Genomic DNA, 1,211 nt, shown 5'->3' with positions numbered 1-1,211 from the left:
TAAGGGAATTTAATACACACATTAAGAAAGATAACAGAGTTGCAAAAAATATTATTCCAATAGGTGATGGACTTACAATTTGTATTAAAAAATAATGTATACAGTTTTTGGTTTTTATAAATTTAAAAAGATTAAATTTTTGAAAAAATATAAATCTCTATTTCAAAAAGAAATTTTAAAAAAAAATGTGAGGGGCACAATAATTTTATCGGCAGAGGGTATAAATGGAACAATTGCAGGCAAAAAAGATGATATTAGCAAAATAATAAAGATTATAAAAAGACAGTTTCGATTGAAAGATTTTGATAGTAAGAATATTTCTAAGAGTCTTTTTCAACCATTCCACAAAGGTAAAATAAAAATCAAAAATGAAGTTGTTCCATTGGGTTTAAAAATAAACCCGAAGAATAAAAAACTTAATAGATATGTTTCTGGAAAGTCATGGAATAAACTTATTTCAAATAAAGAAACTTTAGTTATAGATGCTAGAAAACCATTTGAATATGATGTGGGTACCTTTAAAAATTCTAAAAATCCAAATATTCAAAATTTTAGAGATTTTCCAAAATATCTAAAAAAAATCGATAAAACCAAACCTGTAGCAATGTTCTGCACTGGAGGAATTAGATGTGAAAAGGCCTCCATATTTTTAAAAAGAAAAGGTTTTAAAAATGTTTTTCAATTAAAAGGTGGAATACTTAATTATTTGAAAAAAACTGAGAGGAAAGACAGTCTATGGAAAGGAGAATGTTTTGTTTTTGATAATAGAGTATCTCTTAAACACAAATTAAAACATGGAACTTACTCTGTATGCAGTGGATGTCGAATGACTTTTTCAACAAAAGATAAAAAATCTTACAAATTTGAGGAGGGGGTCTCGTGCCCAAGGTGTTATGACACACTCTCAAATTCACAAAAAACAAGATTTCGCATGAGGCAAAATCAAATTGATCTTGCTAAAAAAGCTGGAAGAAAGCATAAATTTCAAAAGGAATATTAATTATGGATTTGACTAAAGGTTCAATTTGGCAACTTTTAAGAAAAGTGACTATACCTGCAAGCACAGGATCCCTTTTTCAAACTTTTTATAATCTAGTCGATACTTATTTTGCGGGTAGAATTTCACCAGAAGCGTTAGCAGCGATTGCAAAATCATGGCCAATATACTTCATAGCAATAGCTGTTGCAGTCGGTATTGGAGCCGGAACTAC

Annotated in this window: 2 protein-coding genes and 1 pseudogene; all 3 read left to right on the top strand. The window is 29.0% G+C overall.

Translation table 11 applies throughout. The features are described 5' to 3' along the window. Positions 1-95, top strand: a pseudogene (locus tag AMN78_RS04305) (SAM-dependent methyltransferase); the annotation flags it as partial. Beyond that, positions 95-1,000: an oxygen-dependent tRNA uridine(34) hydroxylase TrhO gene (locus tag AMN78_RS04040; RefSeq protein WP_075534288.1), complete on the top strand. Its 906-nt coding sequence runs from the start codon at positions 95-97 to the stop codon at positions 998-1,000. The pseudogene AMN78_RS04305 and the gene AMN78_RS04040, both read left to right, overlap by 1 nt. A 2-nt stretch (positions 1,001-1,002) precedes the next feature. Continuing rightward, on the top strand, positions 1,003-1,211 hold a 209-nt coding region (locus AMN78_RS04035; protein ID WP_256997717.1), incomplete at its 3' end, for an MATE family efflux transporter.

This window comes from Candidatus Pelagibacter communis, from assembly GCF_001179945.1.
In the GTDB taxonomy this organism is placed as follows: Bacteria; Pseudomonadota; Alphaproteobacteria; order Pelagibacterales; family Pelagibacteraceae; genus Pelagilacustribacter; species Pelagilacustribacter ubique_A.
This window is presented reverse-complemented; position numbering and strand designations above follow the sequence as displayed.

Bases quoted from the DNA above. Each gene is read 5' to 3' on its own strand.
- AMN78_RS04040 (WP_075534288.1), top strand. From the start codon at position 95: ATGTATACAGTTTTTGGTTTTTATAAATTTAAAAAGATTAAATTTTTG.